The sequence below is a fragment of the Micromonospora sp. NPDC047074 genome, from assembly GCF_040643815.1.
In the GTDB taxonomy this organism is placed as follows: Bacteria; Actinomycetota; Actinomycetes; order Mycobacteriales; family Micromonosporaceae; genus Micromonospora.
This window is the reverse complement of record NZ_JBEYVB010000006.1, coordinates 134,836-160,644: the sequence shown is the minus strand read 5'-3', so window position 1 is coordinate 160,644 and position 25,809 is coordinate 134,836. Positions and strand designations below refer to the sequence as shown.

General features: G+C 73.8%; 22 protein-coding genes. 12 read left to right on the top strand and 10 right to left on the bottom strand.

The window, feature by feature from the left end; translation table 11 throughout:
- Window positions 1-56 precede the first annotated feature (56 nt).
- Together ABZ809_RS12175 and ABZ809_RS12170 are read right to left on the bottom strand one after the other, a co-directional pair.
- Complete coding sequence (locus tag ABZ809_RS12175) at window positions 57-1,073, bottom strand: GNAT family N-acetyltransferase (protein WP_357562604.1); 1,017 nt, start codon at window positions 1,071-1,073, stop codon at window positions 57-59.
- 72 nt (window positions 1,074-1,145) lie between these two features.
- A complete protein-coding gene (locus ABZ809_RS12170) occupies window positions 1,146-2,732 on the bottom strand; it encodes a lytic murein transglycosylase (protein ID WP_357562494.1) in 1,587 nt (528 codons plus the stop codon).
- Between the two features lie 59 nt (window positions 2,733-2,791).
- Here ABZ809_RS12170 and ABZ809_RS12165 point away from each other — a divergent pair, with 59 nt between their 5' ends.
- Together ABZ809_RS12165 and ABZ809_RS12160 are read left to right on the top strand one after the other, a co-directional pair.
- The gene (locus ABZ809_RS12165; RefSeq protein WP_357562493.1) at window positions 2,792-2,998 is read left to right on the top strand and encodes a zinc ribbon domain-containing protein; all 207 of its coding nucleotides are present in this window, start codon (window positions 2,792-2,794) and stop codon (window positions 2,996-2,998) included.
- Between the two features lie 130 nt (window positions 2,999-3,128).
- Window positions 3,129-5,966 carry an adenylate/guanylate cyclase domain-containing protein gene (locus ABZ809_RS12160; RefSeq protein WP_357562492.1) on the top strand — a complete coding sequence of 946 codons (2,838 nt, stop codon included), beginning with the start codon at window positions 3,129-3,131 and terminating at the stop codon, window positions 5,964-5,966.
- 153 nt (window positions 5,967-6,119) lie between these two features.
- Here ABZ809_RS12160 and ABZ809_RS12155 read toward each other — a convergent pair whose 3' ends face one another.
- The 5 genes from ABZ809_RS12155 to ABZ809_RS12135 all read right to left on the bottom strand — a co-directional run bounded on the left by ABZ809_RS12155 (window position 6,120) and on the right by ABZ809_RS12135 (window position 11,735).
- Complete coding sequence (locus ABZ809_RS12155; RefSeq protein WP_357562491.1) at window positions 6,120-6,659, bottom strand: phospholipase; 540 nt, start codon at window positions 6,657-6,659, stop codon at window positions 6,120-6,122.
- Between the two features lie 176 nt (window positions 6,660-6,835).
- On the bottom strand, window positions 6,836-8,500 hold the full coding sequence (locus tag ABZ809_RS12150) for a family 10 glycosylhydrolase (RefSeq protein ID WP_357562490.1): 1,665 nt from the start codon (window positions 8,498-8,500) through the stop codon (window positions 6,836-6,838).
- Between the two features lie 363 nt (window positions 8,501-8,863).
- The gene (locus tag ABZ809_RS12145) at window positions 8,864-9,589 is read right to left on the bottom strand and encodes a methyltransferase domain-containing protein (RefSeq protein ID WP_357562603.1); all 726 of its coding nucleotides are present in this window, start codon (window positions 9,587-9,589) and stop codon (window positions 8,864-8,866) included.
- A gap of 152 nt (window positions 9,590-9,741) precedes the next feature.
- The gene (locus ABZ809_RS12140) at window positions 9,742-10,059 is read right to left on the bottom strand and encodes a hypothetical protein (protein ID WP_357562489.1); all 318 of its coding nucleotides are present in this window, start codon (window positions 10,057-10,059) and stop codon (window positions 9,742-9,744) included.
- 38 nt (window positions 10,060-10,097) lie between these two features.
- Window positions 10,098-11,735, bottom strand: a complete 1,638-nt coding sequence (locus ABZ809_RS12135) for an ABC-F family ATP-binding cassette domain-containing protein (protein WP_357562488.1) — start codon at window positions 11,733-11,735, stop codon at window positions 10,098-10,100.
- A gap of 183 nt (window positions 11,736-11,918) precedes the next feature.
- Between ABZ809_RS12135 and ABZ809_RS12130 the strand changes: the two genes are divergently transcribed.
- The 3 genes from ABZ809_RS12130 (at window position 11,919) to ABZ809_RS12120 (ending at window position 13,743) form a co-directional block, all read left to right on the top strand.
- The gene (locus ABZ809_RS12130) at window positions 11,919-12,689 is read left to right on the top strand and encodes an ROK family protein (protein WP_357562487.1); all 771 of its coding nucleotides are present in this window, start codon (window positions 11,919-11,921) and stop codon (window positions 12,687-12,689) included.
- A gap of 236 nt (window positions 12,690-12,925) precedes the next feature.
- Window positions 12,926-13,294 (top strand): tetratricopeptide repeat protein, encoded by a 369-nt coding sequence (locus ABZ809_RS12125; protein WP_357562486.1) that lies wholly within the window; start codon window positions 12,926-12,928, stop codon window positions 13,292-13,294.
- Between the two features lie 194 nt (window positions 13,295-13,488).
- Window positions 13,489-13,743, top strand: coding sequence for a Smr/MutS family protein (locus ABZ809_RS12120; protein ID WP_013736060.1), 255 nt, complete (start codon window positions 13,489-13,491; stop codon window positions 13,741-13,743).
- A gap of 10 nt (window positions 13,744-13,753) precedes the next feature.
- Here ABZ809_RS12120 and ABZ809_RS12115 read toward each other — a convergent pair whose 3' ends face one another.
- Entirely contained in the window at window positions 13,754-13,939 is a 186-nt protein-coding gene (locus ABZ809_RS12115) for a hypothetical protein (protein ID WP_357562485.1), read from the bottom strand.
- A 287-nt stretch (window positions 13,940-14,226) separates the two neighbouring features.
- Here ABZ809_RS12115 and ABZ809_RS12110 point away from each other — a divergent pair, with 287 nt between their 5' ends.
- Window positions 14,227-15,027, top strand: coding sequence for a proline hydroxylase (locus ABZ809_RS12110; RefSeq protein WP_357562484.1), 801 nt, complete (start codon window positions 14,227-14,229; stop codon window positions 15,025-15,027).
- Between the two features lie 18 nt (window positions 15,028-15,045).
- Window positions 15,046-15,987 (top strand): threonine/serine dehydratase, encoded by a 942-nt coding sequence (locus tag ABZ809_RS12105; RefSeq protein ID WP_357562483.1) that lies wholly within the window; start codon window positions 15,046-15,048, stop codon window positions 15,985-15,987.
- Here ABZ809_RS12105 and ABZ809_RS12100 read toward each other — a convergent pair.
- Window positions 15,981-18,176, bottom strand: a complete 2,196-nt coding sequence (locus ABZ809_RS12100; protein ID WP_357562482.1) for a tetratricopeptide repeat protein — start codon at window positions 18,174-18,176, stop codon at window positions 15,981-15,983. The two genes, ABZ809_RS12105 and ABZ809_RS12100, sit on opposite strands and share 7 nt — an antisense overlap.
- A gap of 254 nt (window positions 18,177-18,430) precedes the next feature.
- Here ABZ809_RS12100 and ABZ809_RS12095 point away from each other — a divergent pair, with 254 nt between their 5' ends.
- A complete protein-coding gene (locus tag ABZ809_RS12095; protein ID WP_357562481.1) occupies window positions 18,431-18,919 on the top strand; it encodes a hypothetical protein in 489 nt (162 codons plus the stop codon).
- A 34-nt stretch (window positions 18,920-18,953) separates the two neighbouring features.
- Here ABZ809_RS12095 and ABZ809_RS12090 read toward each other — a convergent pair whose 3' ends face one another.
- Complete coding sequence (locus tag ABZ809_RS12090) at window positions 18,954-21,329, bottom strand: M28 family peptidase (RefSeq protein WP_357562480.1); 2,376 nt, start codon at window positions 21,327-21,329, stop codon at window positions 18,954-18,956.
- A 288-nt stretch (window positions 21,330-21,617) separates the two neighbouring features.
- On the opposite strand from ABZ809_RS12090, the gene ABZ809_RS12085 reads away from it, so the two are divergent.
- Genes ABZ809_RS12085 through ABZ809_RS12070 form a run of 4 tightly spaced genes read left to right on the top strand, consistent with a single transcriptional unit; the run spans window position 21,618 to window position 25,807 of the window.
- Complete coding sequence (locus ABZ809_RS12085) at window positions 21,618-22,817, top strand: fused response regulator/phosphatase (protein ID WP_357562479.1); 1,200 nt, start codon at window positions 21,618-21,620, stop codon at window positions 22,815-22,817.
- Window positions 22,814-24,553: an ATP-binding protein gene (locus tag ABZ809_RS12080; protein ID WP_357562478.1), complete on the top strand. Its 1,740-nt coding sequence runs from the start codon at window positions 22,814-22,816 to the stop codon at window positions 24,551-24,553. Before ABZ809_RS12085 ends, ABZ809_RS12080 begins: the two co-directional genes overlap by 4 nt.
- Window positions 24,550-25,002 (top strand): response regulator, encoded by a 453-nt coding sequence (locus ABZ809_RS12075; protein WP_334562146.1) that lies wholly within the window; start codon window positions 24,550-24,552, stop codon window positions 25,000-25,002. The genes ABZ809_RS12080 and ABZ809_RS12075 overlap by 4 nt, the downstream gene beginning before the upstream one ends.
- Window positions 24,995-25,807: an inositol monophosphatase family protein gene (locus ABZ809_RS12070; protein ID WP_357562477.1), complete on the top strand. Its 813-nt coding sequence runs from the start codon at window positions 24,995-24,997 to the stop codon at window positions 25,805-25,807. The genes ABZ809_RS12075 and ABZ809_RS12070 overlap by 8 nt, the downstream gene beginning before the upstream one ends.
- The last annotated feature ends 2 nt before the right edge of the window (window positions 25,808-25,809 follow it).

Genomic DNA, 25,809 nt, shown 5'->3' with positions numbered 1-25,809 from the left:
AGGGCCGCCGCTGACCGCCGTCCATCCCCCACCGGACAGTTTCGTGAACTCTCCGGTCAACGTCCGGCGTCGAGACGGTGCACCAGCTCAGCCACGTCGATGCCGTATTCGCACCACTCGCGGTCCGGGCGGTAGCCCAGCTCTGCGTTGACCTTGAGCATCGCCTCGTTGGTCTGCGCGTTCCAGGTCTGCACCTCGGCCAGTTGTGGCTCCGCCGAGCGCAGCTCCATCAGCATCCGGGCCTTGATCGCCCGGTCGATGCCGTAGCCCCGGTGGTCCTGCACGACGATGGTGTCGTACTGGTCGGCGCGGGTGGGATGCTGGGCCGGCACGACCACCTCGGTCAGGCCGGCAACCTCCCCGGTCTGCTCGTGCAGGGCGAGCACGATGTAGGGCTTCATGCCCCGCCGACGTAGACAGTCCAGGCTGTCCCGCAGCCGCTGCGGGTCGTAGGAGCTGGGGCGTAGTTCGCCGTCCTCGACGTCGCGCACCTCCGCCTTGGCCCTGGCGTACGCCTCGATCAGCTCGTCCGGCGGCCCGCCGGGGCAGAACTCCAGGTGGTAGCCCGCGGCGACGCCGGTGGCCATCTCGGCCAGCTCGGCCCGGTCCACCCCGGACAGGTCGAGCACGCTGCGGGTCTCGACGTACTCCCTGGAGAAGCCGAGCGACTCGTAGAAGGCGATGGCTGGCGTGTCGCCGACCACCTCCACCCCGATGGACTGGAAGCCCTCCTGGTAGACCCGGCGGGCGGCGGTCAGGACGAGCTCACGGCCGAGGCCCGTGCGCCGGACCGAGGGGTGCACCAGCACCTCCAGCACCCCGATGTCGCCGAGCAGCAGCACGTGCACATGGCCGAGGATCGGCGCCTCGCTCCCGTCGGCGGTCGGCTCCGCCTTGGCCACCCAGGAGATCCGCCGCTCACCGGGCATCACCTCGGCGAGATATTCCCGCAGGGAACTCTCCCGCCAGGGCGGATCCTGCGGCAGATCGGCCGCCAGGACCGCGTTCAGCGTGTCCACCAGTGACGCGATCTCGGCGGACGACGCGGTCCTGGGATCCCACTCGCGCACCATCACCCGTCTAGCTTGCCGCTAACGGCTGCCCGGGGGAAGTGTCCGGTTCTCCAATGTATGCGGACGATCACATCACGTGCGGCTGGCCTGTCCGTACCGGTTGGCGGTATCGAAGACGTCCTGTGCGTACCGGCGGACGTCGTTGTAGGACAGGATCGCGTTCCACCAGTCGGCCGGAATGGTGAGGTTCCGGCCGCCCTTGCAGAGGTAGTTGCCGGCGGCGAGGGCGGCGTCGTCCAGGTCGTGCGGGTCCTTCACGCCGTCGTTGTCGGCGTCCGCCCCGATCTCCTGCCAGGTGGTGGGGATGAACTGCATCGGCCCGACCGCCCGGTCGAGGACGGTGTCCTTGTCGAGCAGGCCGCGGTCCGTGTCGGGGATGCGCATCCGCCCGCCCTGGCCGTCCAGCGGCAGCCCGATGATCTCGGGCAGCGCCTTGCCGTCCTGGCCGAGTGTGGCGTTGTTGGCCTGGCCGTGCCCCGACTCGACGAACCCGATGGCCGCCAGGGTGGTCCAGCTCAGCCCGCAGCTGCGGTTGGTCTGGGCGAGCACCATCTCGGCATAGCCGTACGCCTGTAGTGCCACCGGCGCGATGCCGACCTTCGGCCCGGTCTGCGCGGCCCAGGCGGCGAGCGCGTCGGCGGGACGGCCGGCGATTCCGCCGCCGAGGGGCGGGCCGGTCGGCACCGTGCCGACCGGCGGCACCGTCTGGGTGGGCAGTGGCACCCCGCCGGGCAGCCCGCCGGGGGTCGGCGCACCGGAGGTGGCGTCGGTGGCGCCCGGGCCGGACGCCCGGATCGTCGCGGGCACCAGCAGCGCACCCGCCGCGCCGGTCGCCGCGACCAGGACGAGCAGGAACACCCCGGACAGGGTGAGCCGGCCGCTGGGCCGCCGCGACCAGACCCGGGTGGCGCGGGCCGCGGCCAGCGCCACCCGGTGCGGCGGCCGGCGCAGGGCGTGCGCGAACTGCACCCGGCGTCGCCGGGGGCCGGCCGCCGATGTGCCCGCGAGCACGTCGGCCTTCGTCTCCGCGAGGTCGGCCTTCGTGGCCGGCGTGCCGGCGTCGCCCCCAGCCTCCGCCCCCAACTTCCCGTCGGTGGTCGCCTTGTCCGCCGGCTTTCCGTCGGTGGTCGCCTGGTCGGCCGGCTTCCCACCAGCGTCGGTCTTGTCGGCCGGTTTCGCGTCGGTGGCCGGCTTGTCGGCCGGCTTTCCGTCGGTGGTCGCCTGGTCGGTCGGTTTCGCGTCGGTGGTCGGCTTGTCGGCCTGCTTCGCGTCGGCACGGTCGGCGGGTTTCGCGTCCGCGCCGGTCTGGTCGGCGGGCTGCGCGGCGGCGGGCGTGTCGCCAGGCTTCGGGTCGGTGGTCGGTCCGGCGGCCGGCTTCGTGCCGGCGGCGGGCACGTCGGACTTTCCGTCGGGCGCCGGTGGGGCCGCCGACTTCTCCGGTGTGGACGGCGCGCTGGGCGTCGCCGCCGGCTCGGCCGGCCCGGCGGCGGGCGCGGCCGGGGCGCCGGCATCGGCGGGCGTCGCCGACCTCAGCCAGGGCCGGCGGGGTCGCGGCAATCGCGTCGGGGGCTCGGGCGGGACGCCGGAGCCGGCGGTCGGCCCGTCGGCCGGCGCGGCCGGTCGCAGGGGCCGAATGGTTGCGCTGTCCTCGCCGTCCACCACAAGTTGAGTATCACCCATGTACCCCCGTACGTCAGGACCGGCCGTACCCTGGTGGCATGCCCCGGTACGAGTTCCGTTGCCGCGCCTGCGGCGACACCTTCGAGGTCAACCGCCCGATGGCGCAGGCCGGCGAGCCGGCGTCCTGCCCGCAGGGCCACGCCGACACGGTCAAACTGCTCTCCACCGTCGCGGTGGCGGGGCGGGTTGGTGGCGCCCCGGCGCCCTCCGACGGTGGCTGTTGCGGTGGTGGCTGCGGCTGCTGACCGGTGGCGTCCGCCAGTGCTCCCGGCCCGCAAGCACCCCGTGGGTCCGGAACCGGCCGGCCGTTCTCACGATGCGTGATGGTCTGGTATCAGGCAGCATGAGTCCGACGTCACGGGCGGAGGTTCCACCATGTCGCCACGGATCCACCTCCCGAGCGGGTTGGTGACCTTCGTCTTCACCGACATCGAGGGCTCCACCCGCCTGGCCCAGCTGCTCGGGCCGGACTACCCGCCGGTGTTGCGGGAGCACCGCCGGCTGCTGCGCCGGACGATCGCCGCCACCGAGGGCGCGGAGCTGCTGACCGAGGGGGATTCGTTCTTCCTCGCCTTCGGCGACGCGACCGCCGCGTTGACCGCCTGCCTGATCGCGCAACGGGCGCTGGCCAGCCACGACTGGCCCACTGCCGAGGCCGTGCCCCGGGTCCGGATGGGGCTGCACACCGGTTGGGCCGAGCCGCGCGACGGCGAGTACGCCAGCCCGGAGGTGCACCGCGCGGCCCGGGTCGCCGCCGCCGCCCACGGGGGGCAGGTGCTCTGCTCGGCGTCGACGGTGCGGCACGCGGACCCGCTCCCGCCCGACGCGTCCCTGCTCGACCTCGGCCTGCACCGGCTGCGTGGCTTCGACGACCGGGAGCGGCTCTTCCAACTGGTCGCCCCCGGCCTGGAGCGGCAGTTCCCGCGCCCGCGTACCGCCGACGCGACCGCACACAACCTGCCCACCCAGGTCACCTCGTTCATCGGCCGGGAGGCCGAGCACGCCGAGTTGAAGCGGCTGGTGGAGGCGCACCGGTTGGTCACCGTGCTCGGTGCGGGCGGCGCGGGCAAGACCCGGCTGGCCGTGGAGCTCGCCGTCGACCTGGTGGACTCCTACCCGGACGGTGTCTGGTTCGTCGACATCGCCGCCGTCACCGACCCGGGTCTGGTGGCGTTCGCGGTCGCCGCCGTGCTCGGCCTGCGCCCCGAGCCGGGCCGCCCGATGGTCGACACGCTTGTGGAGTACGCGGCCGCCCGCCGGATGCTGATCCTCCTGGACACCTGCGACGCCCAGCCGGCAGCCTCGGCCGACGTGATCTCCCGGCTGCTGGCCGGCGGGGTGGGCGTCCGGGTCCTCGCCACGAGCCGGGAGTCGTTCGGGCTCCCCGGTGAGGTGGTCTGGCGGATCCCGCCGTTGTCGGTCGACCCGCCGCCGGACGGGGCCGAGAGCGACGCGGTCGCGCTGCTGCTGGACCGGACGGCGGCGGCCCGGGGCGGACGGCCGCCGGCCCCGGCCGAGTCGGCCGACCTGCGCCGGGTCGTGCGGCGGCTGGACGGGCTCCCGCTCGCCATCGAGCTGGCCGCCGCCCGGCTGCGGGTGCTCTCGGTCGGGCAGCTCGCCGAGCGCCTCGACGACGTGCTCGGCACCCTGGACGCCGGCCGGGACGCCCCGGCGGTGTCGCCGGTGGAGCACGGCTGGGCGGGTGATCAGCAGCAGTCGGGGGCGCGGGGCGTGGTCGCCCCGGGGATACCGCCGTTCGGCCCGGAGGCGCGGGTGGTGCAGCGCTCCGCCATCGAACGGCACCTCACGATGCAGGCGACGGTCACCTGGTCGTACCGCACACTGGGGCCGCGGGCGGCCCGACTGCTGCGCTGGCTGGCGGTCCCCGCCGGTCCGGTCGACCTGGCGACGGTGGAGTGGCTGCTCGGCGAGGACCCGCTCGACCCGCTCTCGGTGCTGGTCGACAAGTCGATGGTGCTGGCCGAGCCGCACGCCTCGGGATGCACCTACCGGATGCTCGACCCGATCCGGGCGTACGCGGCGCGACGGCTGGTGGAGGCCGGGGAGGAGCGGTCGGCCCGGGACCGGCACGTCGCATGGTCGGCGCACGCGTTGGAGCAGGCCCATCTCGGCCCGGACGGCCAGCCGGTGACCCTCTCGCTCTACGCTCTCGACCCGCTCGCCGGTGAGCTGCGGGCCGCGTTGCGCTGGTGCGCCACCGGCGGCAGTGCCCGGGCCGGCCTCCGGCTGGCGGGCGGCCTGGACCAGTGGTGGCGGGAGCGGGGGCTGGCCCGGGAGGGGCGGCTCTGGCTGTTCCGGCTGTACGGCCGGATCGCCGAGACGGGGGAGCGGATCCCCGATGCCGAGCTGGCGGCGGCGTACCACCTGCACTCGCTGCACGCCGGCGCGGACGGCGAGTTCGCCGAGGAGCTGCGCTACTCCCAGCGGGCGGAGGCGGCGGCCCGGCAGGCGGGCGACGCCGGCCTGCTCGCCCGGGTGCTCGCCGGGCGGGCGGCCCCGCTGGTGGACATGGGCCAGTTCGCGGAGGCCGAACGGGTCTGCCGCGAGGTGATCGACTGGGCGCACAGCCAGGAGGTGGTCGGCGACGCCCTCTTCGCGGTGTTCAGCCTGGCCGAGCTGCTCTGGCGGCGGGGCGCCCTGGACGAGGCCGCCGAGCTGCTGGGCGCTGCCCGCCCGGTGGAGGCGGCGCGCCCGGTCCAGCGGGGCCGCCGCTCGGTCGACATGCTGCTCGGCATGGTCGCCCTGGCGCGCGGCGACCTGGTCGCGGCGCACGAGCACCTCCAGGTGGCGCTCCGGTCGCGGATGAGCCACGGCTTCCACGGCCGGGCCTGCGACACGCTCAACGCGGTGGCGGTGCGCTGCGCGGACGGCGGTGACGGGCTGACGGCGGCCCGCCTGTTCGGCGCGGCGGGGGCGACCCGGGCGAGCATGCGCTGCGCTCCGGGCATCTACGGCGGCTACTGGGCGCAGCGCCAGGGGGAGCTGCGCCAGGAGATGGGCGACGCGGCCTTCGACGGCGCGTACGGCGAGGGGACCGAGCTGGGGCTGGAGGAGGCCGCGGCGCTGGCCCTCGGCGTCGAGCATCCGGACCTGGCGGCGGGCTCGGCGAGGTTCCGCACCGGCCAGCTCCGGGTGGCCCCCCGCCAGCCCGTCACCCCGGACCGCAGCCGCCACCACACGGGGCACGCCTGAGCCGGGAGCACGGGGCCGACCTGAGCCGGGGGCACCGGGCCGACCTGGGCCGCCTCGCCGCCGGGCGGTGGCGAAAGCGGACCCAGGCCGGCGCGGCGGACCACGGCACGCCGCGGCCCGGACAGGGCAGCGGCGCGACGCGGTACGGGTGGGTCAGCGGCGCGACGCGGCCTGGCGTTCGGCGTCGGCCTTCATCCGGGCGGCCCGGTCGATGTCGGCCTGCTGCACCGCGGCGACCGAGCCGAAGACGCTGACCGCCTGGTAGTACGTCCAGGCGAGGCTGGTGCAGGCGGGCCGGACGACGGTGTTGTAGGTGGCGCAGACCCGCTTCAGGTCCGAGTAGAAGGCGCTGTCCAGGCGGGACTTGTTCGCCGGGAACTGGCCGACCGCCTTGTAGTTGCGGTAGCCGAAGTCGTGCCGGTGACAGGAGAGGGCGAAGTTGAAGCCGAGCGGGTTGTCCGGGCTCGACGAGCAGTAGTCGGTCGACCAGTTGAAGGCGTAGTCGGCCCAGGCGGCCTTGTTCAGCCGGGCGGAGTTCCAGGCGCTGTAGCTGCTGGCGCTGGTCTGGGTCCAGCTCGACAGGACGGACAGCTTCTGGGCCGGCGTGACGGCGGCGGCGGGGGAGGCGACCCCGAGCGCGCCGAGCAGCGCGAGCGCGCCGGCGGCGAGCAGGGTGGTGAGGCGTCTGGGCACGGTTACCTCCGCGGGGGTGGCGGGCGGGGGACGGGTTACCGGCGGGTCACCGGAATGTCGATCAGTGTCGATCAACGGCTGTTCGATGGGGTGTCGTGCCGGCGGACAATTGATGACAGGTGTCGAAACAGACGAATGCCCCGGGTGCGGTGGCACCCGGGGCATTCGGTCGGACGTCAGCGGACGACGAAGGCCGGCGGGCTCGCCAGGCTCTCGTTCGCCAGCCGGTCGAGCGCGGTCACGTAGTACGTGTACCGCTTGCCCGCCTCGGCGGTCGTGTCCACCCAGGACTGCGTCCCGGTGCCGGCCGCGCGGACCGTGTCGACCAGGTGCGCCGCGTCGGCGAAGTCGCACCGGCCGGCAAGGCCGACGCCGTCGAAGCGGTAGATCGCGTACGACGCGGCGGTGCCGAGCGGGCCCGCGCCGTCGGCCGGCTGGATCCAGTTCAGCCGGACCCCGTCGTCCTGCCGGGCGGCCTTGGTGACCACCGGCATGAGCAGCGGCTTCTTCGGCAGGTGCGACATGGTCGGGATCAGCGCCGGGCGGGAGTAGTGCTCGGCGGCGTAGATGTCGGTCGCGCCGAGCCGGTTGGCCCGCACCTGCACGGCCGAGAAGTGGATGTTGCCCTGGACCTCCGGGTACTGGCGGTTCAGCGTCAGGTGGTTGGACAGCTCCTGCGGGTTCATCCAGAACGAGCCGTAGACGGGGTCACCGCTCTTGTAGTCGGCCTGCCCGATGTAGAGCTGCACCTTCGTGCCCTTCACCACGTCCGCCCACCACGGCACGAGCCGGGTGTAGTCGGCGGCCGGGTACTGGCCCATGTACCAGTAGAGCTGCGGCACGATGTAGTCGATCCACTCCTCCTTCACCCACTTGCGGGTGTCGGCGGAGACGGTGTCGTACGCCTGGCTGCCGGTGGTGTCCGAGCCCAGCGGGTCGACCGACTGGTTGCGCCAGATGCCGAACGGGCTGACGCCGAACTTCACCCACGGCTTCGCGGCCTTGACCTTGATGCCCATCTCCTGGATCAGCAGGTTGGTGTTGTCCCGCCGCCAGTCGGCCTTGTTGGTGATGCCCCGGTTGTGCTCCGCGAAGGTGGCGTCGTCGGGCACCTGGTGGGTGCCGCTCGGGTAGGGGTAGAAGTAGTCGTCGAAGTGCACGCCGTCGATGTCGTACCGCTTGACGGCGTCCATCATGGCGGTCTGCACGAACTCGCGGACCTCGGGGATGCCGGGGTTGTAGTAGAGCCGGCTGCCGGCGACACCGGCCGGCGGGTAGGCGAAGACCCAGTCGGGGTTCTCCCGCGCCGGGTGGTTGGGCGCGAGCAGGTTGACGTCCCCGCCGGCGCCGCCCGGGGCGGGCATGGAGACGCGGTACGGGTTGTACCAGGCGTGGAACTCCAGGTTCCGCTTGTGCGCCTCGTCGATGACGAACTTCAGCGGGTCCCAGCCCGGGTCCTGGCCGCGGACCCCGGTCAGGTACTCCGACCAGGGCTCGTGGGGCGACGGCCAGAACGCGTCGGCGGTCGGCCGGATCTGGACGACCACGGCGTTGTGGTTGAGCCGCTCGGCGAGGTCGAGCAGCTCGCGGTATTCGGCCTGCTGGGTGGCGATCCGGTCCGGCGACGTCTGGGACGTCTTGGTCGGCCAGTCGATGTTGACGACCGACGAGATCCACATGGCCCGGAACTGGCGCTTCGGCGTGGCCGGGTCGGTGACGCAGGTGGTGGTCGAGGCGGCGGTGGTCGCCGCGTCGGGCGCCGCGCTCGCGGGGGTGGCGACGACGAGCGCGCCGAGCAGTGCGACGGCCAGCCCGGCGGATCCGAGCCGAGTTGCCTTCATGCGGTGTGTCCCTTCGTTGGGGCTCCCGTGTCAGGGGTTCATCGCGGCACAGACGGCAAGATTCGCCGATGATGATCTGCCGCTGGTAGGAAATTTTCACACCCTACGGGGTCCGCGCAAGGGGCAGGGCAGGATCGATCCTTCCGGCCAGGTCGGCTCGTCTCTGTGGCCGGGCTCACGGAGCCGACCGTGACGGCCCGCACAACCTACCGTGGCGGCCCGGATGCCGGGACGTGGCGGTTGGCGGACGCCCACCCTGCACCCCGTACCGGATCTCGGCGGTGTTGTCCCTCGGGCGGTGCGCCTTCGTGCGGTCCCGAAAGGGGCCGCCGGGCGCGGGCCCGGCCGGCGCCGTCGGGACGGTCAGTCGAAGAAGCGGGCCAGGTGGGAAGGGCTGGGGTCGTCCGCGCCCGGGGGCAGCGGGGTGAGGTCGGCGAAGATCGAGGCGCCGTCGCAGCCGACGTGCAGCGGGTACCAGCGCGGGGTGCCCGGCGGGCGCTGGAGGCAGACTCCCTTGATCGTCTGCACGTCGAGCAGCCGGACGTGGGTCGGGTCGGCGACGGCGTTCACGTGCCGCCACCACGGGCTCATCACGTGCAGCACGCCGCCCGGCCGGAGCACCCGGTGGCACTCGTCGACGAGCGCCAGGAAGTCGATCAGGTGCTCCAGGATGTGCACCGCGAAGAACACGTCCACCGAGTCGTCGGCCAGCGGCAGCGAACCGGAGAGGTCCGCGACCGCGTCCACCCCGGTGGCCGGGAAGATGTCCAGCCCCAGGTTGCCCGGCCACTGCTTGGTGGGGCCGCAGCCCAGGTCGACCACCACCGGGTCGCGCCCGCCGACGCGTACCTGGCACCAGACGCCGAGCACCCCGGCGAGCCGGCCCACCCGGTCCCGGACCAGGCGCAGCTCGGCCTCCTCCGCGACCTCCCCGCTCAGGTGGGCCACGCCCCGGTCGAAGCGCACCTCGACCGCGAGGTCACGCAGCCGGTCGTCGTGCCGGGCCTGGTCGGCCCACGACTCGGCGAGGAATCCGTCGACCGCCCGCAACCGTTCGGCCGAGGGCGGAGTCTGTGCCAGCGCGACCATCCGGGCCACCTCCCGCCGGCCGTTACCCGGATCGCCGCCCGTCATGCCCGCTCTGTGCCACCAATCCGGCGCGCCACCAATCCGGCGCGGCGCGATGCCAACGCGGCGCGTGCCGGTCGGCGTCAGTCGTCGGCCGCGCGGTGCCGACCGGATCAGCCGTTGATCGTCCGTCGGGGGCGACCGGCGCCGCGCATCCGCTGCCGGGGCGGCGGGGCGGTCGTCTTGGGCCGCTTGAGGTGGTAGCGGTGCAGCTCGCTGCTGCCGGGCATGGACGGGTCCTCGCTCATCGCGACCAACTCCCAGCCCTGGTCACCGGCCCGGTTGAGATGGGCCAGCGCGGTGTCTCCGTAGGCCGTCACGTCGACCATCGAGCCGTCCGGGCCGTACCAGACGAAGACGATCTCCCAGCCGATGTCGGTGGTGGCCGCCTGGCGGCGGCGGACCAGCAGCGCGTACTCCCACTTGAGCATGCGGTCATTCTGACCCGCCGGGAGCGGGTCGGCACGGTTCAGTCCTCGGCGATCCGTCCGGCGGCCACCCGCAGCCGACGGTTGGTGGTCACCGCGTCGAGCATCCGGCGGTCGTGGGTGACCAACAGCAGCGTGCCCGGGTAGCTGGCCAGCGCGGATTCCAGCTGCTCGATGGCGGGCAGGTCAAGGTGGTTCGTCGGCTCGTCCAGCACCAGCAGGTTCACCCCGCGCCCCTGGAGCAGTGCCAGCGCCGCCCGCGTCCGTTCACCCGGCGACAGCGTCGCCGCCGGCCGCAGCACGTGACCCGCGCGCAGGCCGAACTTGGCCAGCAGCGTCCGCGCGTCCGCCGGGGAGAGCTGCGGTACGGCGGCGCCGAACGCGTCGATCAGCGGCGCGTCGCCGAGGAACAGCCCCCGGGCCTGGTCCACCTCGCCGACCACCACGCCCGGGCCCAACGCCGCGTGCCCCGAGTCGAGGGGGAGCCGGCCCAGCAGGGCGGCGAGCAGGGTGGACTTGCCGGAGCCGTTCGCCCCGGTCACCGCCACCCGGTCGGCCCAGTCGATCTGGAGGGTCACCGGGCCGAGGGTGAAGTCGCCCCGGTGTACGACGGCGTCCCGCAGCGAGGCCACGACGGCGCCGGCGCGGGGCGCGGCGGCGATCTCCATCCGCAGCTCCCACTCCTTGCGCGGCTCCTCGACCACCTCCAGCCGCTCGATCAGCCGCTCGGTCTGCTTGGCCTTGGCGGCCTGCTTCTCGGTCGACTCGGCGCGGAACTTGCGGCCGATCTTGTCGTTGTCGGTGGCCTTGCGGCGGGCGTTCTTCACGCCCTTCTCCATCCAGGCCCGCTGTGTGCGGGCACGCGACTCCAGCGCGGCCCGGGTATCGGCATACTCCTCGTAGTTCTCGCGCGCGTGCCGGCGGGCCACCTCGCGCTCCTCCAGGTATCCCGCGTAGCCGCCGCCGTAGTGCCGGATCTGCTGCTGGTGCAGGTCCAGCTCCAGCACCCGGGTCACCGTGCGGGCGAGGAACTCCCGGTCGTGGCTGACCAGCACCGTGCCGGCGCGCAGCCCGGTCACGAACTCCTCCAGCCGTTCCAGGCCGGCCAGGTCCAGGTCGTTGGTCGGCTCGTCGAGCAGGAAGACGTCGTACCGGCTGAGCAGCAGCGAGGCCAGCCCGGCCCGGGCCGCCTGCCCGCCGGAGAGACCGGTCATCGGGTGGTCCAGGTCCACCGTGAGGCCCAGCTCGGCCGCCACCTGCTCGGCCCGTTCCTCCAGGTCGGCCCCGCCGAGGGCGAGCCACCGCTCCAGCGTCTCGGCGTAGGCGTCGTCGGCGCCGGGCACGCCGTCGGTGAGCGCCACGGTCGCCGCGTCGAGCGCGGCCTGCGCGGCGGTGACACCGGTGCGCCGGGCCAGGAAGTCGCGGACGGTCTCGCCGGCCCGACGCTCCGGCTCCTGCGGCAGGTGCCCCACGGTCGCCGTGGGTGGGCTGAGCGCCACGCTGCCGGCGTCCACCGGCAACAACCCGGCGAGGGTACGCAGCAGCGTCGACTTCCCCGCCCCGTTCGGCCCGACCAGCCCCACCACGTCGCCCGGCGCGACCACCAGGTCCAGCCCGGCGAACAGCGCCCGGTCCCCGTGCCCCGCGGCCAGCCCCTTGCCGATCAAAGTCCCACCCATAAACCCCCGACCCTACCCGGCCCCTCGCACCCTCCGCGCCCTCGCTCCCCCCGGCGATCTTGCGGTTTGTGCCCGGGCGAATGGGGTGAAAGTCGCGAACGATGGGCCACAACTGCAAGATCGCGAGCGGGGGGCGGGAGGTACCGCGCACCATGTCCGGCGGGTACACGGCACACTGCTCAGGTGGTGACCACTCTGGCGATCGACTGTGGCGGCGGCGGGATCAAGGCGTCCGTGCTGGACGAGGCGGGGACGATGCGGGCCAGACCGCTGCGGGTGCCCACGCCGTACCCCCTGCCGCCGGCACTGCTCGTCAAGACGCTGCTCGACCTCGCCAGCCGGCTGCCCGCGGCGGACCGGCTGACCGTCGGCCTGCCGGGGATGATCCGGCACGGGGTTGTGGTGGCCACCCCGCACTACGTGACCCGCTCCGGTCCGCGGTCGAAGGTCGACCCGGGCCTGGTCGCCCAGTGGTCCGGGTACGACGCGAGGACAGCGCTCGCCGAGGCGTTCGGGGTGCCGGCACTGGTGCTGAACGACGCCGAGGTGCACGGGGCCGGGGTGGTGGCCGGGACCGGGTGCGAGCTGGTGCTGACCCTCGGCACGGGGCTGGGCAGCGCGCTCTTCGACGGCGGGGTGCTCGCCCCGCACCTGGAGTTGTCCCACGCCCCGGTCCGCTGGGGCACCACCTACGACACGTACGTCGGCGAGCCGGAACGGCGCCGGCTCGGGGACGCGTTCTGGTCCCGCCGGATCCGGCAGGTCGTGGACGGGCTGCGCCCGGTGTTCCGCTGGGACCGGCTCTATCTGGGCGGGGGCAACTCCCGGCTGATCCGCCCCGAACAACTCGCGCGGATGGGCGACGACGTGGTGGTGGTGCCGAACACCGCCGGCATCGTCGGCGGCGTCCGCGCCTGGGACCTGACCACCCCCCGCCACACCGCCTCGACCTGACCCCCCCCACCCCCAAGACGCGCCCCCACCACGCAACCGCCTCGCGATCTTGCACTTTCGGCCCAACTTCTGCGGCTTTCGTCCTGATCGCCCGGGCGCAAACTGCAAGATCGCGGCGGGAGGGAGGGGTGGGGGGAGGGGTGGGGGAGGGACGGGGGAGGGCGGGAACAGGGGGTGGGGGAGGGGTGTTGTGTCTGCGTCGGGGCAGTGCGGGGCGAGACGAGGGGGTGGGTCGAATGGATCTTCTGGCCGAGTACCGGCGGGCGACCATGTTCTTCGAGGCCGGAGACCCGACCGGAGCAGCCCGGTTGCTGGAGCCGATCGTCGAGGCCGAGCCCGAGAACGCCTCGGTGCGGCAGCTCCTGGCTCGGGCGTACTTCCAGTCGGCCCAGCTCAACCGGGCCGAGGCGCAACTGCGGGAACTGGTCGACCGGGACCCGAGCGACCATTACGCCCACCACGTGCTGGGCCGGACGCTGGAGCGGCTGAACCGGCACGCCGACGCGCTGCGGCACCTGCGCATCGCGGCGGCGATGCACAGCGGAAACGACGACTACCGCGCCGCCCTGCACCGGGTGGCGGCGCGGGTGGCGGGCGGTCGCTGACGGCGGCGGGGTGAACGCCCCCCGGGATGGGCGCGTGGACGGGGCAGCTCGACAGGGCTGCCCCGACGCGTGTCCGCCGCCCGGCGGTGGCAGCCGTCAGTGTGCGAAAAGTCGTGCCTCCACCGTCGGTGTTCGGCGCCCCGACCCAGGCCTACCATCGGTGTCATGGGACGTGACCTGCCGGTGGGTGCGGCGTGAAGCTGAAGCTGGACCTGCACGACATCTTCAACAAGGGCCATGACATCGACCGCGCGCTGCGCGGGATCATGGACGAGGCGGTGGCGAAGAAGGCCACGCTGGTCGAGATCATCCCTGGCAAGGGCTCCGGTCAGCTGAAGAAGCGGGTGTTGCGCTTCCTCGACCAGAAGGACGTCAAGCAGCTATACCACCGGGTCGAGAAGGACTCGAAGAACTTCGGCCGCCTCTTCGTCCATTTCCGCTGGAAGTGACCCGAGGGGGTCAGCCGCGCGGGCTGTCCGGACGGTGGCCGTGGCCGGCGTGCCGCCGCGACCAGCACTGCGGACGCTGCCGGATCGCGATTTCGAACGCCTGGTGATCGGACTCGATCAGCTCGTAGGCGATTCGACGCGCCAGCTCCAGTCGGTCGACCGGGGCGTCAAAATCGGTCGGGCCGGCGCCAGCCATGGTCGGACTCCTCGTCACCAGTCGGACTAGTCGCATTCTCCATCCGTCCCGGCGCCCGAACCATTCCCCGATCGGTGGAGTGCGGTCCCCGTCCGGCCGCGTCGCCATGCCGTTCGCCGGCAGGCCGTACCGCCGGTTCGCCGAATCGTGGAAAACGTTCACGACATGCGTGACAGTCAATGCCGCTTGTCGTGGCCGTGGGTGCCTCCTCTCGGTACATTGCAACGGTGCGTCCACCGGACGCGCGAGTGTTTCGGTCAGGGATCCTCGTTACGGGAAGGGCCGCCGTGGGACGACGGGAGAACAGCGATCCCCTCTTCGTCGTCGTCGAGTCCACGCGGATCACCCGTTCGGCCGTCGCTGGCCTCATGGCCGGGCGGCTGGCCGCACTGCGGGTGCCCGGGCTGCTTTCCGCGGGGCGCTGTCAGGCGATCACCGCCGCCCTGGCGGCCGCCCCGATGGACCGCTACGACGAGTCCCGGGTCTTCCCCGCCGTGGCCAAGTTCGGCCCGGCCATCAACGACCACCGGCACGCCGGGGAGTTGCGGGACGACTACTGGGAGGCCGCCCGGGCGGCGGAGAAGCACTGGTCCGTCCTGGGGCTGCCCGACACGCCGCGGGAGCTCTGCCTCCAGGCGTTCCGGCCGGCCTGGCCCCGAATCACGGCGGGCCGCCGGGCGGGGCGGGAGATGCACGTCGGCATAGTCCGCGAGATCGACGACGGCCTCCAGGTGCACTACGACGACGCGGTGCGCGAATATCGCGGCCGGCTGCTCGACACCGAGGTGGTGGCCCAGCTCGCCTTCAACATCTACCTCCGGGTCCCGCCCGAGGGCGGCGAGACGGTGCTCTGGCGGCGGCGGTGGCAGCCGGCCGACGAGGACACCCGCGTCCCGGGCGGCTACGGCTACCACGAGTCGGTGGTCGACGGGACGCAGTCGTTGACTTTGCGGCCCACGCTCGGCGACGGCCTGCTGTTCGACCCGCGCAACTACCACACGGTCCGGCCCGCCTCGGGTGGCCGGCGGATCTCCATAGGGTGCTTCGTCGGGCTCACCGACGACGGTCTGCTGGCTCTCTGGTCGTAGCGAGGGAAGTGTCTGACGATGGTGGACAGAAACGACGTCGAGAAGGCCGCCAGGCTCGTCGAGGGGCGGGTACGGCAGACGCCCGTGCTCACGGTCGACGGCGGGGAGCTGGGCGTGCCGGGGAGGCTCAGCCTCAAGCTGGAGTTGCTCCAGCACACCGGCTCGTTCAAGCCGCGCGGCGCCTTCAACCGGATGCTCCAGGGCCCGCTGCCCGCGGCCGGCGTGCTGGCCGCGTCCGGCGGCAACCACGGGCTCGCCGTCGCCCACGCGGCCCGGGCCCTCGGGGTGCCGGCGGAGGTGTTCGTGCCGGTGACCGCCTCGCCCGTCAAGGTGGAGCGGCTCGCCGGCCTGGGCGCCCAGGTGCGGCAGGTGGGCCAGCACTACGCGGAGGCGTACGCGGCCAGCACGCGACGGGCCGAGGAGACGGGGGCCCTCGTCGTGCACGCGTACGACCAGCCGGAAGTGGTTGCCGGGCAGGGCACGGTCGGCCGCGAGCTGGACCGCCAGGTCGACGGGATCGACACCGTGCTGGTGGCGGTCGGCGGCGGCGGTCTGGTCTCGGGGATCGCGAGCTGGTTCGACGGCGGGGTACGGGTGGTGGCCGTGGAGCCGGAACGGATCCCGACGCTGCACGGCGCACTCAAGGCCGGTCGCCCGGTCGACGTCGAGGTGGGCGGCATCGCCACGGACTCGCTGGGCGCGCGCCGGATCGGTGAGATCGCCTTCGAAACCGCCCGACGTACCGGCGTGCTTTCCGTTTTGGTCCGCGACGAGGACCTGGTGCGGGCGCGCCGGCTGCTCTGGTCGGAGCTACGGGTCGCCGCCGAACTGGGCGGCGCGGCCGCCCTGGCCGCGCTGGTGGGGGGCGCGTACGTGCCGAAGGCGGGGGAGCGGGTGGCGCTGGTTGTCTGCGGTGGCAACACCGATCCGGGTGATCTGGTGCCCGGCCGTCCTCACTGATCCTCGCCCGCGCGGAGCCGGCGGAGCGCCCCCTCGACCTGGAGCGTGTCCGGGTGGGCGTCGCCGAGCAGCCGGCGCCGGTCGGCGAGCAGCAGCTCGTACGCCTCGATCGCCTGGTCGATCCGCCCCCGCAGCAGCAGCACCGCGGCGAGACCCGCCCGGATGGCGAGCACCTCGTTGCGGTCCGCGTAGCGCGGCTCGACGGTGGCGAGGGTGGCCCGCAACTCCCGCTCCGCCTCGTCGAGCCGGCCCAGGTGCTGCATGCAGCGGGCCAGGGTGTGCCGGGCCAGCCAGGTCTCGGGCTGGTTGAGCGGCCACTTGCGGTAGCGCACCTCCAGGATCGCCGTCAGCATCTCCTCGGCCTCCTCGGCCCGCTGCTGGGCGAGGACGGCCAGCGCGAGGCTGTGCCGCACCACCATCGTGTCCCAGTGCTCCGGGCCGCGGACCTGGTCCTCGGCGGCGACGATCTGCCGCAGCTCCGCCTCCGCCTGCGGCCACCGGCGCTGTGCCATGATCGCTTTCGACAGCTTGTGCCGGCTGGCGAGGGTGTCGGCGTCGTCGCTGCCCAGCACCCGGGTGCGGTCGGCGATGACCTCCCGCAGCACCCGCTCGGCCATCTCCGGCTGGCCCCGCTCCAGCCACGTCCGGCCCAGCTCGTGCCGCAGCGCGAGCACCTCCGGTCGATCCGGGTCGTGGTCGTAGGCCGCGCAGCCGCGGACGATCGGATCGACGATGCCGTGCGCCGAGCCGGGCAGGCCGACCGCGATGAGGTAACGGGCGGCGAGCCGGGTCAGTTCCAGTGCCCGCTGCACCGTCTCGGGGTCGTGCTTCTGCCGCTGCGGCGCCAGGTACTCGTGGACCGCCTCCGCCACGTGCGGCACCAGCACGTCCCAGTTGGACCACGCCGCCGGGTCGTCCGGATTCTGCCCCTCGGTGGCCGCGAGCAGCAGCGTCATCACCAGCCGGTGATATTCGTCGATGTGTTGGCGGACCTCGTCCCGGTCGCGGAACATCGCGTGCACCAGCGGATGCAACGACAGCACGTGGGCGAAGGCCGGATCGGTGCCGTCCGCGCGGACGTCGAAGTCGACCAGGGCGAGGTCGCCGATGCCCTCCAGCACCTTGACCCGCTGCCGGGCGGTGAGCCCCTCGAAGAGCGGCGACGCGGCGAGGATCGCCGGCTTCAACACCGCCTCGTACGGCACCGGGGAGACGCTCAGGCAGGCCAGCACGTTGAGCAGCGGCCGGCTCTGCTGCAGGTCGCGGCGGGCCAGCAGGTCCAGCGAGATGTCGTCGACCTCGCGTACGAGCTCCAGCCCGAGCGATTCGTCGAGGTCGACGTCGGAGGCGCCGCGTGGGGAGCGGAACCGGCGTTCGAGCGCCGACCGGTAGGCCGCGAAGGTGGTGATGGTGGTCGAGCCGCGGAAGACCGGGCTGGCGTTCACCGACCTGAGGTAGTTGCCGGCCGCGCGCAGGGCGAGCGGCAGGCCGCCGAGGTCGCGCGCGAGCTCCTGCGCGTCGGCGAGGTCGCCGGCCTCCGCGCCGGCCCGGTCGGCGAGCACCTGCGCGCCCGCCTCGGCGCTGAGCGGGCGCACCTGGTGCAGGACCGACCAGGTGCCCCAGGTCGCCCGGTTGCCGTCCCGCGTGGTGACCAGGACGATGCCGTTCTCCGCCTCGGGGTGGCGCAGCCAGCCGGTGCCGTCGGCGAGCACCCCACCGGCGGGGCCCAGCGTGGCCGGGTCGTCCACGTTGTCGAAGATCAGCAGCCAGGGCTGCCGGGCCTGGTTGAGGTAGCGCCAGACCAGGTCGGTGGCGCTGACCAGCCCGGCCCAGGCGTGGTCGACCTGGGTCTCCGAGGCGCCGAGCTGGCTCACCACCTCGCGCATCCCGGAATTCAGGCGGGTCGCCTGGACCCACCACACGGCGCGCCCCGAGGCCCGGGCCCGGCGCGCGATCTCCAGGGCCACGTGGCTCTTTCCCGACCCGCCCATCCCGCAGAGGATGTGCACGCAGGGCAGGGTGCCCGCGTCGGCGTGCGGGCCGATGATCTCGTCGATCAACGCGTCGCGGCCGTGCAGCGGAGCGTCCAGCCGCCCCAGCGGCGGATCGACGGAGACCCGACTCGGCCGGTCGTACACGGACACCTGCCGGGGAGCGCCGGTGTCGTCGGGTGGAGCGTCCGCAGTCAACGCGCGGTCCCCCTTCGCGGTGGCGAATGCGGCGAGGGGGCGGCCGGACGATCGCGTCCACGGGGATGGACAAAATGGAGGGTGGGCGGCCCGTCGCCACGTCGACCGCCAGCGTATCCACTTCCGTGCCGGGTTGCACACTCTCCGTTCCGGTCGGGCCAACGGCCGGAACCGGCGGCGAGCCTTCGGTTCCGTCGTCGAGATCCGACCGATCCACCGGGTCGCCGCGTGCCACGACGTTCCACGATGGACGCATGGACTGGTCGCAATTGCAGCAGCTCGTGGACTGGGGCACCGTGCCGGACTGGTTCGGGGCGGTCGGCTCCATCGCCAGTGTCCTGTTCGTCTATCTCGGACTGCGCCGGGAGATCCGCTCCCGCCGCTCCGACGAGCTACGGGCCCGGGCCACCCAGGCGCGGTTGGTCTCGGCGGTCGCCGAGGTGCGCGGCAGCTCGGTCGTCCGGATCGTCGTCTCCAACGAGAGCGACGCGCCGGTCCTCGACCTCGCCGCGACGCCGTGCCTGCCGCCGCCCGGAGACGGCACCGGGCCGGCCGTCGAGCTGGCCGCCCCGAAACAGGTACGCCGCATCCACGGCCGCGAGAACCACGAACTGTTCGTCACGCTGGCCGCCGGCCGCAGCCTGACGCCGGCAGACGGCGTCTCCGTGGAGCTGATCTTCACGGATCACGACGGGAACCGGTGGCGGCGCAGCGGCGCCGGCCAGCCCGAGCCCGCGGACTGACCGGCCGTCGGCCGCCGCGACGGCGACCACCCCGTCAGAGCGGGTAGGTGCGGGCGACGGCGAGCATCTCCGAGCTGTGCGAGCCGACCACCCCGACGCCCGGCGGGCGGGGCCGGAAACCGGGCAGCCCGTCCAGGCCGTCGCTGGCGTCCATGGCACGCAGCGCCACCCGCTCCGCCTTCGGCGCGACGGTCAGCGTCAGTTCGACGCCCGCCGACGGTGGAGCGTGGAAGACCACCCCGAAGCCCCAGCGGCCCTCCCGGGCCTCCACCGGCACCGGCCGGCCGGCCACCTCCGCGCGCAGCACCGTCGCCGTCGCCGCGTCGACGTGCAGCGTGGCCAGGCGGACCGGGCGCTGCGGGACCAGCCACAGGCGCAGGGTGCGCTCACCGCCGGCCGTGGTGTCGGCGACCACCTGCACCTTCGGGGCGGGCAGGTCCGCCGCCTGCGCCGGGCCCGCGCGCAGCTCGGCGTCGCCCAACCCGGGAAAGTCGGTCACCTCGGTGACCCCGTCGACGTACCCGTCGGTCCAGGGCTGGGGATCCTCCTCGTGGCTGAGCCAGCGGGCCTGGCCCGTGCCGGCGTCGAGGGCGTACATCAGGTGGGTGGGCGCGGGGTGCGCGGCGTCGAAGCGGTCGACGGCGAGCCCGACCCCGGCGAGGACCACGGCCGCGAGCGTGGTGGCGACGGCCGGCAGCGCGCCGAGCCGGCGCGCCCGGAGCGCGACCAGCCCGCGCTGCCCGCCGGCCCGGGGGTGCAGCAGGTCGAGCACCGGCAGCGCGGCCAGGCCGAGCAGCACCGCGACCAGGGCGGCGACCCCGCCCATCGCCATGCCGAGCGCCGGGAAGAGCAGGACGACAGTGGGCAGCAGGATCAGCACGGCCACCGCGGCGGACAGCGTCGTCGCGACCACCGGCCACGGCCCGTCGATCCGCGTGCTCAGCGCGGCCAGCCCGGCGAGCGCGCCGGCCAGGGCCGGCAGGGTGACCAGGTACGCCCCGCCGGGCACCAGCACGGCGAGCAGCACGCCGAGCACGGCCAGCCAGCCCAGCCCGCCGATCGCGAGCGCGGCCGGGCCGACCCGGCGGCGGGTCAGCGCGTACCAGGCGAACAGGACCGCGGCGGCGAGCGCCAGCACGGCCAACCGGTACCAGGTCGGCCGGTACGGGTCGAGCAGCTCGGCGTAGCCGGGCCGGAGCGCGGTGATGGCCGCCCAGAGCAGTTGCGCGGCGAGCGGGGCGACCACGATCGGCAGCAGCGCCAGCCCGAACCCGGCGGCGAGCCCGCCCCCGGTGGCCCGGCCCCGCCGCCGGGCGAGCCAGCCGAGGGCCACCACGGCGGCGAGCGCGAGCAACGCCAGCGGCAGGATCAGCCAGCCGGGATAGCGGACCAGCCCGCCCGGGACCGGGAAGTACGTCGCGTCGTGCCCGGAGTCCAGCGCGGTCAGGTCGACCCGGCCGAACTCGCGGGCGAGGCCGAGGGCGTTGTCGCCGTGGTGCTGGAGGCTGGCCCGGTCCAGGGCGGCGGCGGTGTCCAGCGGGGTGTGGTAGATCGCGCCACCGTCGATGTACGCCGAGTTCAGCCCGACGAAGTCCGCGTCGAGGAACGCGGTGAAGTCGGTGTCGTTGGGCAGCGCGCGGTAGATCTCCACGGCGAACGAGGTGCCCACGGGGTGCGGCGCGGCCCGGCCGAACACGTCCACCAGTGCGGCGTTGTTCCGCGAGGTCTCGAACATGATCACGGGGCCGGTGGAGCCGCGCGCCTCCAGGTTGAGCACCACGCCTCCGTCGGCGGCCAGCGGGTGGCTGGACGCGAACGCCGCCGCGCCACACAGGCACGCCTCCTCGGCGTCGGTGAGCACGAAGACGATGTCGTTGCGCGGCCGGGGGCCGGCGGTCAACGCGCGGGCCACCTCCAGGATGGCCGAGGTGCCGGCGGCGTCGTCGTTGCCGCCCGGCCCGGACTGCACCGAGTCGTAGTGGGCGACGAGGAAGACCCGGCCGGTCGGGTCGGTGCCGGGCAGCCGGGCCACCACGTTGCGGACCCGGGCCAGGGTGGCCCCGCCCGCCGCCCCGCTGAGCTGGCCCGCCTCGGGCGCGACGGTGTCCTGCACCTCGGTCTCCAGGCCGAGGCCGCGCAGCGTCCCCTCGACGTGCGCGCGGACCTGGTCGTTGGCCGGGCTGCCCGCCACGTGCGTCCGGGCGGCGACGACCTCGACGTGCCCGTACGCCCGGGCGGCGCTGAACTCGCCCGCCGGTGCGTCGGCCGCGCGCGGTGCCGGGGTGCGCAGGTCGAGCAGGGCGCCGGCGCCGACGGCGACGAGCGCGACGAGCGCCGCGGCGGCGGCGACCGCCCGGCGGCGTGGCCGGGCCAGCGCGCGGTCGGCGGCGCGGGTGGAAGGTGCGCCCACGGGCTCTCCTCGGGGACGGGGCAGGGGGTGGGCACCATCCTGCACCCCACAGGCCGCCAGCGGGACTCCCCCGTGCCGACCACGCTCGCCCGCCACCGCCTCGTTTCCCCGCCGGCCAGTGATCCGGCCCATGCCCGCGCGTACGGCGCCCGTCGTGTTGTGTGCGAACGTTGTGTAATACAGGATCAGCAGGGCACTCGGAAGGAGCCCGACATCACCAGCGACCTCCCGCGACTCGCGGCGGTGGCCCGGCCGCACCGGGGGACCGGCTCGGCCGGTTCCTCCGTCGTGCCGTATCCGCACGGCGGCCTGGGGCGGCACCCCAACCTGCCGCCCGGTGAGCGGCTGCGGGTGCTGCTGGTCGAGGACGACGAGGGCGACGCCTTCCTGGTCGGTGAGCTGCTCGCCGAGACGAACTCGATGATCGACCTGGTGGTGGCGACCAGCCTCAGCGCCGCCCGGCAGCGGGTGACGGGCGTCGACTGCGTCCTGCTCGACCTCGGCCTGCCGGACGCGCAGGGCCTCGACGGGCTGCGCCAGGTGCTGGAGATGGCCAGCGGCGCCGCGGTCTGCGTGCTGACCGGCCGCAGCGACGAGCACCTCGGCATCGTCGCGGTCGCCGAGGGCGCCCAGGACTACCTGGTCAAGGGCCAGGTCGACGGGGTGCTGCTGACCCGGGCGCTGCGCTACGCGGTGGAACGCAAGCGGGCCGACGAGAACGCCCGGCGGCTGCGCGAGGTGGAGCTGCGCCAGGCCGAGTCCGCCCGCCTCGAACGGGGCCTGCTGCCGCAGCCGCTGATGACCACCGACGCGGTGGCGGTGCACACCTTCTACCGGCCCGGCCGGCACGCCGCCCTGATCGGCGGGGACTTCTTCGACGTGGTGCAGACCCGGCCCGACCGGCTCGAACTGATCGTCGGCGACGTCTGCGGGCACGGCGTGGACGAGGCCGCGCTGGGCGTGGAACTTCGGGTCGCCTGGCGGGCCCTGATCCTCGCCGGGGTGCCCGACGACGAGGTGCTCCCCGCGTTGGAGCAGGTGCTGATGAGCGAGCGCCGGGCCCAGGAGATCTTCGCCACCGTCGCCACCGCCAGGCTGGACCTCGACGCCAACCGGGCCACCGTCCGGTTGGCCGGGCACCCGCCGCCGCTGCTGCTCGCCGGGGGCAAGGTGCTGCCGGTCCCGGCTCCCAGCGGTCTTCTGCTCGGCGTACGACCCCGCCGGCCCGTGGCCTACGACCTGGAGTTCGACACCGATGACTGGTCCCTGCTGATGTACACCGACGGCCTGATCGAGGGGCGGATCGGCGAGGGCGACGAGCGCCTCGACGTGCCCGGCCTCAGCGGTCTGCTCGCCGACCCGGCGACCCTCGCCGTGCCGCTGGCGGAGCTGCCGGCCTGGCTGGTCGGGCGCGCCGAGCAGATCAACGGCGGTCCGCTCGCCGACGACGTCGCCATGCTGCTGGTCAGCCGGGGCGGTGGCCGGTGACGGCCGTCCGCGACTGGACCCTGCGCCGGCGGGTCGTCGTCCTGCTCACCGTCGTCGCCGTCCTCCTGGTCGGCCTGGCCGCCGGCGAGGTGGCCCTGGCGGCGAAGAACCGGTCGCACATCGACGCGATCCTCAACAAGACCGGTCCGCTGCGGGTGCAGGCGCAGGAGATGCTGAACGCGCTGCTGGACCAGGAGACGGCGGTCCGCGGCTATGCCGTCAGCGGCAACCCGGCCGACCTGGCCCCCTACGACGCCGGCCGGAAGCGCGAGGCGGACCTGGTCGCCGCGATGCGGGGGCTGGCCGCCGACTATCCGGGGCTCCGGGAGGAGATCCGGATCGTCGAGGAGCGGGCCGAGTCGTGGCGCCGCGGGGTGGCGGTCCCGGTGATCACCACGACGGAGCAGCGCGGCACCGCCGCCGGGCAGGCGCTCATCACCGATCAGGCCCGGGAGCAGTTCGACGAGGTCCGGGCCGCCATCGACCATCTCCAGGCCGAGATCTTCGAGGCCCGGCAACGCAGCGCGGAGGACGTCCGGGGGACCAGCAACCTGCTGGTCATCCTGCTGGTCGCCGCCGTCGCCGTGGTGATTCTCGCGGGCGGTGTGCTGCTGATCTCCCTGGACAAGATGGTCATCCGCCCGCTGACCGGGCTCGCCGACCAGATCCGGGAGGTGGCCGAGGGTGACTACCAGCACGGCATCGTCGGCTCCGGCCCGCCCGAGTTCGTCACGCTCGCGGACGACGTGGACGCGATGCGGCGCAAGATCGCCAAGGACCTGAGCGAGGTACGGGAGGCCCGGGAGCGGATCGAGTGGGTCAACAGCCAGCTCCAGAAGCAGGCCGAGGAACTCACCCGCTCCAACCGTGACCTGGAGCAGTTCGCGTACGTCGCCTCGCACGACCTGCAGGAGCCGCTGCGCAAGGTGGCCAGCTTCTGCCAGCTCCTCCAGCGCCGCTACGCCGGGCAGTTGGACGAGCGGGCCGACCAGTACATCGCGTTCGCGGTCGACGGCGCGCAGCGGATGCAGCGCCTGATCAACGACCTGCTCGCCTTCTCCCGGATCGGCCGGCTCACCTCCGGCTTCACCGAGGTCGACATGAACAAGGTCATGGGCGACGTGGCCGGTCAGACGGAGGCGGCCCGCCAGTACGCCGACGCGGAGCTGACCTGGAGCGAACTGCCGGTCATCCGGGGCGAGGAGCCGTTGCTGACCAACCTGCTGGCCAACCTCGTCAGCAACTCGATCAAGTTCCGCCGCCCCGACGTGCCGCCGAAGGTGCGGGTCTCGGCCCGCCTCGTGGGCGACGAGTGGGAGATCAGCTGCCAGGACAACGGCATCGGGATCGAGCCGGAGTTCGCCGACAAGATCTTCGTCATCTTCCAGCGGCTGCACGCCAAGGACGCCTACCCGGGCACGGGGATCGGGTTGGCGATCGTCAAGAAGATCGTGGAATACCACGGCGGGCGGGTCTGGGTGGACACCGACGTCGAGGAGGGCACGGCGATCCGCTTCACGCTGCCCGCGCTCGCCGAGGACGTCGAGGCGGCAGCCGCGTCGGCCGCCGAGCCGGCGACGGGTGCGGCCGAGGACGGCGGCGAGCCGGCCGGAGAGCCCGGGGCCGACATCCCCGAGCAGGCCGGCGGGGACGCCGAGGAGACGGACGCCACGGACGGGCCCGGTCGGGCGCCGGAAGGCGGTAGAACGGGTGACATGAGGGAGACGGTGGGATGACCGCGCCGGCTGATGGCAAGAGCCCGATCGAGGTCCTGCTGGTCGAGGACGATCCGGGCGACGTGTTGATGACCCAGGAGGCGTTCGAGGAGCACAAGCTCCGCAACCGGCTGACCGTCGTCTCCGACGGCGCCGAGGCGCTGGCCTATCTGCGGCGCGAGGGCCAGTACGCCGACGTGGTGGCGCCGGACCTGATCCTGCTCGACCTGAACCTGCCCCGGCGCGACGGGCGGGAGGTGCTGGAGGAGATCAAGAAGGACGAGCAGCTCTGCCGGATCCCGGTCGTGGTGCTGACCACCTCCCAGGCGGACGAGGACATCCTGCGCAGCTACCAGTTGCACGCCAACGCGTACGTGACGAAGCCGGTCGACTTCGAGCGCTTCATCTCGGTGGTCCGGCAGATCGACGAGTTCTTCGTCAGCGTGGTGAAGCTGCCGCCGCGTGGCTGACACCCTGCTCGACGACGTGGGTGGTCTGCTGCGCGAGACCGCCGACCAGGTCGTGCTTCCGTTGTTCCGCAAGCTCGACGACGCCGACATCAGCGAGAAGGCGCCGGGCGACCTCGTCACCGTCGCCGACCGCCGCGCCGAGGAGATGATCTCGGCCGCCCTGCGCCGGCTGCGCCCCGGCTCGGTCGTGGTGGGCGAGGAGGCGGTCGCCGACGACCCGGCCCTGCTGGAGCACCTGCGCGGCTCCGGCGACGTGTGGCTCGTCGACCCGGTCGACGGCACCTCGAACTTCGCCGCCGGCCGGCAGCCGTTCGCGCTGATGGTGGCGCTGCTGACCGACGGGGATCCCGTCGCCGCGTGGGTGCTCGACCCGCTCGCCGGGACGCTGGCCGTCGCGCGCGCCGGCGAGGGGACCCGGCTCGACGGCCGGCCGGTGCGGACCGGCGACCGCGCGCCCGCGCTCGACGCGGTGCGCGGCGCCGCGATGTCACACGCCCTGCCGGCCGCGCCGCGCGCACTGGTCGAGGCGGGCGGCGCGCGGCTGGGCGAACTGCTGCCCGGCCTGCACTGCGCCGGCCGGGAATACCTGGACGTGCTCACCGGGGACCAGGACTTCGTGCTCTTCTGGCGCACCCTGCCGTGGGACCACGCCCCGGGCACCCTGCTGGTCCGGGCCGCGGGCGGGGTCGCCCGGCGGTTCGACGGCACCGACTACCACCCGGCCGACGAGGGCCACGGCCTGCTGGTCGCGGTGAACGACGCGGTCTGGGCGGAGGTACGCGAGGCGCTGCTCGGCGCTGGGTGACG